The sequence below is a fragment of the Hyphomonas sp. genome (genome assembly GCF_013823385.1).
Taxonomy (GTDB): Bacteria; Pseudomonadota; Alphaproteobacteria; order Caulobacterales; family Hyphomonadaceae; genus Hyphomonas.
The window spans coordinates 1-4,559 of record NZ_PNMA01000078.1 but is presented as its reverse complement, the minus strand read 5'-3'; the positions used below and the strand labels follow the sequence as shown (position 1 = coordinate 4,559).

Annotated in this window: 6 protein-coding genes; all 6 read right to left on the bottom strand. The window is 63.9% G+C overall.

All coding sequences use genetic code 11. The features are described from left to right. The coding region (locus C0456_RS19615; RefSeq protein ID WP_291056019.1) for a conjugal transfer protein TraH at window positions 1–455 on the bottom strand (455 nt) is incomplete at its 3' end. After that, a complete protein-coding gene (gene traF, locus C0456_RS19610) occupies window positions 455–1,264 on the bottom strand; it encodes a conjugal transfer protein TraF (protein WP_291056017.1) in 810 nt (269 codons plus the stop codon). The genes C0456_RS19615 and traF, both read right to left, overlap by 1 nt. After that, entirely contained in the window at window positions 1,261–1,638 is a 378-nt protein-coding gene (locus C0456_RS19605) for a hypothetical protein (RefSeq protein WP_291056014.1), read from the bottom strand. Before C0456_RS19605 ends, traF begins: the two co-directional genes overlap by 4 nt. Before the next feature lie 2 nt (window positions 1,639–1,640). Further along, window positions 1,641–3,380 (bottom strand): conjugal transfer protein TraN, encoded by a 1,740-nt coding sequence (locus C0456_RS19600; protein ID WP_291056011.1) that lies wholly within the window; start codon window positions 3,378–3,380, stop codon window positions 1,641–1,643. Next, window positions 3,377–4,114: a type-F conjugative transfer system pilin assembly protein TrbC gene (gene trbC / locus C0456_RS19595; RefSeq protein WP_291056009.1), complete on the bottom strand. Its 738-nt coding sequence runs from the start codon at window positions 4,112–4,114 to the stop codon at window positions 3,377–3,379. The genes C0456_RS19600 and trbC overlap by 4 nt, the downstream gene beginning before the upstream one ends. Before the next feature lie 13 nt (window positions 4,115–4,127). Next, window positions 4,128–4,559 (bottom strand): TraU family protein (locus C0456_RS19590; protein WP_291056006.1); only part of this gene is annotated, 432 nt, incomplete at its 5' end.

The window sequence follows — 4,559 nt, the reverse complement described above, 5'->3', positions numbered from 1 at the left end:
TTCTGCGCCATTTCCTCGATCGTCGCCGCGATCTGCGGGCTGATCGACTTGATCGCGAGCTGGAAGGCAAAGCCCAGTGCATTGTTGGCGGTCGCCTTCATCATCGCCACGATCTCGTCGGTGTTGATGAAGGAGAAGCTTCCCGAAAACACGTCGATACCGCCGCACCCGGCCTTGACGCTCGGGAGCTGCAAATTAACTGGATTGACGTTCTTTTGCGGAAACCGTGTCCAGATATTGCCGCCCGAGTAATAGCCTGCCGACTGGCCCTCATAGGCAACCGGCCCGGTGGCATTGGCGGCGGCGCCCATGTCATCGAAGAAGCTATTGAGTTCGGTCCCGACATTGGCACTGACCGGGGCAGCGACAAGGCTGGCAGCGGCAAGAATGCCCAAGGCGGTGCCGGCGGAACGGAACATGCGAGCGGCGATGCCGCGCTGTGCTTGCGGTGCCATCAGTAGTCACTCCCGGGTTCGATCTGGGTCAAGGAATAGATCCGCTGCATCACCTCGTCGGCGGCCATCACCCCGTAGCCGATCGGGATCGGCTGCTTGGTCTGGGTGTCGAACAGGACAAGCGCGGGAACGGCCCCGCCCTGCAGACCCATGCGCTGGTACTGGCCGCTATCGACCACGTAGTTGGGGAAGGCTTCGTTGGGCCCGCCGTCCATCGAGACGGCGAGCACTTCGAGCCCGTAATTGTCGGAAAGCGCGCGCATCACGGGCGAGAAGGTCCGGCACGCCGAGCAGCTCGAGGAGTAGAAATAGAACACCCCGTAGCGTTCGGTGAGCGCCGCCATCGATCCTTCGCGCTGGGCTTTGCGGTCCTCGAGCCAGGTCTGTTTGGCGAGCGTCGAGACGGGCCGCTCGAGCGTGTAATCGAGATCGGAGTTCTGCCAGATCGCCCTTCCCCACACATCGGCGAACGTCGAGGCCCGGTCGAGCTGCTCGCGCTGGAACCGGATATAGGCGACGATGTTCTCCGAGGTCGGCTCGAGCACGGCGCGCGCCTTCAACTCGTCGAGCTGGGCCGTGATCGCCGCCATCCGCGCGGTCGCCGGAACGGCCGTCTCAGGCGCCGGCGCCTGGGCTTTCTCGCGCGCCTTGCGCTTGGCCTCTTCGGAGTTGCAGTAGAACCAGCTGCCGAGCTTGCGCTCCTCGCAGTAGAATGCGTCGCGGTTCGAATCGGCCGGCGACTGCGCCAGGACAGGAACCGTTACAGCTGCGAGCGCGGCAACGAGGACAGGGATTGCAAGCTTGGTCATGGGCATTTCCCCTTTTCAAGGTCGAGCATTTCGAGAAGGAAAGCGGTTTTGATGTAGCCGCGGCCGCGGTCGATCATCCGGATCATCCCGCCCGACAGCGTGGCGGTGGTCTCGACACCCCGCTCGGTAAGGCAGAAACCCATGTCGCCCTCGCAGGCGCGTTCGATCACCCCGCCATCGAGCAAGCGCGTGATCGACAGCCGCAGCTCCGCATGGGTTGCGGGCCGCAGAAACCAGTTCTCGATCAGCGCGAACATCTCGTCCTCGGAGCGCGCCAGATCGCGGCCGATCGCAACGCTGACAGCCAGATCGAGCACCTGGGCGGCCGGGAACGGCGCGCCGGAACGAAATTGAAGGATGTCGGCGTCCTGCAAGCTCAGGTTCCCCCATTGATGTTGTAGTAGTTCTCGATCTTTTCCTGGATCTGGATCGACATCTCGATCTCGTCGGGGAGCTTGGCTGCATCCACGAATTCGGCGTAGACCTCGCGGAAATCCATGCGGCTGAGATCGAGCCGCTGGAACTGCGCGATCAGAAAGCCCTCGCAGTCGGGCTCCTTGGCCCTGCCGAACTGCATCCCGAGCTGGGCCTTGCCCTGCTGATTGAGGATGCGCACGAGCTTGGAGCCATAGCAGCAGTAGGACTGCTTGCGGGTGACGCAGACGCCTAACACCCGGTCCGAGCAATAGGTCCCAACATAGTGGCACAGCCCCGCGTCATCGCGCTTGTCGACGTCGCGGTCCTCGCGGCTGCACAGGAAGGGCGTGAGGAGCGGCACGCCCTTCCCGCTGCAGCAATTGGAGAGCCCGAACACCTTCTTGGTGCACTTGAGGTTTTCTCCACTGAAGATCTTCAGGTTATCGGGATCGAAATTGTCGCGCAGCTCGCCGAGCACGTTCATCGCGACCATCGCGTCCTTGAACTCCGTTGAAGCCTCGCGCTCGACCTGCGTGCACTCACCATCAATGCAGTAGATATCGCCGCCGCAGACATAGGCGGGGGGCGGCGCGGTGCCATTGGCGGGCGTGGTGCACTGATACCAGCGATCATAGACGTTGCAGCTTGTCTCGGCCGGGTCGTCGTAGCTCAGGCATTCATCATGGCTGAAGCGGCATTCGGGGCGCGCCTCAAGCGCGCTGCAGTCGTTGGCCGGCGCGACCCCCTGGCACTGATAGGTCCGATTCCACTCCCAGCAGGGGCGTGTCACCGCTACGCCGCCGATTGTGCGGGTCTCGTTAGGTGCGGTGCAGACTTCCGAAGCGAGCGAGCAGGTCGCGCCATTCGTGGCATTCTGACAAACCGTCTCGTCAACGGCCTCGCTGATGATGCGGGTAGTGTTGCGCTCGATCCCGCCAGAAACGCCGCTGAGAGGCGCAGGGCAATGCCATTGCTGGCGATAGATCGGCTCACCGGGCTCGGCGCACCATCGCCGGCCGTTGAACTCCTGCACCCACTGAAGACAAGTCTCGCCGATGCGGACACTCTCGCTGAGACGGCACGTGCCGGAGCCGGGCGCGCGCGCAAGTTCTCCGCACATCTCGTAACGTTCGGTAAAGCCTTCGGTCTCGCAAATGTATTCCCAGTAGCGCGAGCCCTGGGTCTGGATCGCCAGCGAAGCAGTGCAGCTGCGCGCCTCGTCATAGGGCTGGGAGCCCGCATTGCAGCTTTCAAGGTAGGTGGCAGCGCCGCCGCCGCCGGGAGGGAGCGGCGCACACGCCCCCGCCGATCCATCGGGAGAGGCGCCGGGGCCAAGATAGGTGTCGGCATCGCTCTCAATGAGACGAGCCGAGCTCAGATCGATCGTGGCGGGATCAAAGACCGTGCGATAGGGATCGGCAACGACGCGGTAATTGTCCTGATAGCGCTGCGCTTCGCCCGCCGTACTCAGCCCTGCGGGATCCTCGACATAGTCGAATTGGGGAAAATCGGTCCCCTCAAACCCGGGCACGGCGGCGGCCTGACCGTTGGTGAGGATGCCGGAGTTGGTGGCATCGCGAACCCCCTTGGCAATCGCTTCGCCTTCACTGCGCGCATCGCTGGTCGCCATCTGCGCATGGGCGAGCTGGCCGCAGGCGGCCACAGCGAGGCAAACAGCAAGGAAGCGCGCGCCATTCACCGCTGCCCCCGGATGTTGGCAAGCCCGAGCCGGGCCACGGGCGCGCCGGGGCCATTGGCCTCGGCGAAGGTCTCGAGCACGTAGGCTACACTGACATTGCCCGCGATCCGGTCATGCGGCGGCGGCGTGCTGACACACTCGAGCTGGTCGCACGGCTCGAAGTCGGTCGAAAGCGCCACATATGTCGGAACGCGGTCGACGTTGAAGGCCCGGAACAGGCGGGGATCGATGGCGATGTTGCTCGCGCCGCGTTGGTCGACCACCTTGCGGATGCCGGTGATGAAGGTGTGCGGATTGCCGGCCGAGAACCCGCGGAACACCACCACGCCCCCTGCCCGCGTCGTATCGGCGATCATCTGCGCAAGCGCATCCTCGGGCATCGACAGACTGGCGAAGGCCACGAACAGCGGGGCGCCCTTGGGCTGCGCCATCCCGGCCTTGGCGCCGGCGATCATCTCGTCAAAATCGACCGGGCCATTCTCTCCGGGCAGATCGCCGACCTCGAGCCCCTCGACGCTGCGGTAGCCGTCCTGGACAACGCTTTGCGCATCTGCCTGATGGCCTTCCGCGTTGACGGTCGCATAGTCGAACAGCGCCTGTGCATCGGTCTTGAACTCGTCAGCGCGCGCTTCGATAGCCCTGGGATCAAAGCCTTCGAGATCCTGCGCGAAAACTGCCGTCATGCCGCAGACGAGGCTGGCAGAAAGGGCGATAAGAACGGCTTTGCGGTTCATGTGCGATCCTCCCTCATAACATGCAGCAATTGCGCTTGCGCCAGAGGAGGAACCCGACGTCCTCGCCCTTGACCGGATAAACCTGCCCGGCGCGAGGGAGGATGGTCGAGGCGCCGATCGGCGAGCAGGCCTCGCGCCCGTTGACCATCGGCGTGGGGTTCACCTGCTGCATGCGGTACTGGCTCTTCTTGAGGATCGGCATGATGTATTTGGAGCACAGCGCCTTGGGACCGCTGGTGCCGAACGCGAGACCCTGACGGTGGAGCTTGTAAACCATCCGCTCGGCGGCAAGCCGGGCCGATTGCTTGATGCCGATATTGGCCCCGACATTGCCGTTCATCGGATACATCGGACCCTGGCAGCCCGAGCACCAGAACAGATCGTCCATCGGCAGCTTTGTGGTCGCCGAGATGCAATCGGCCGCGCAGGCCGCCTGCGCGATCGT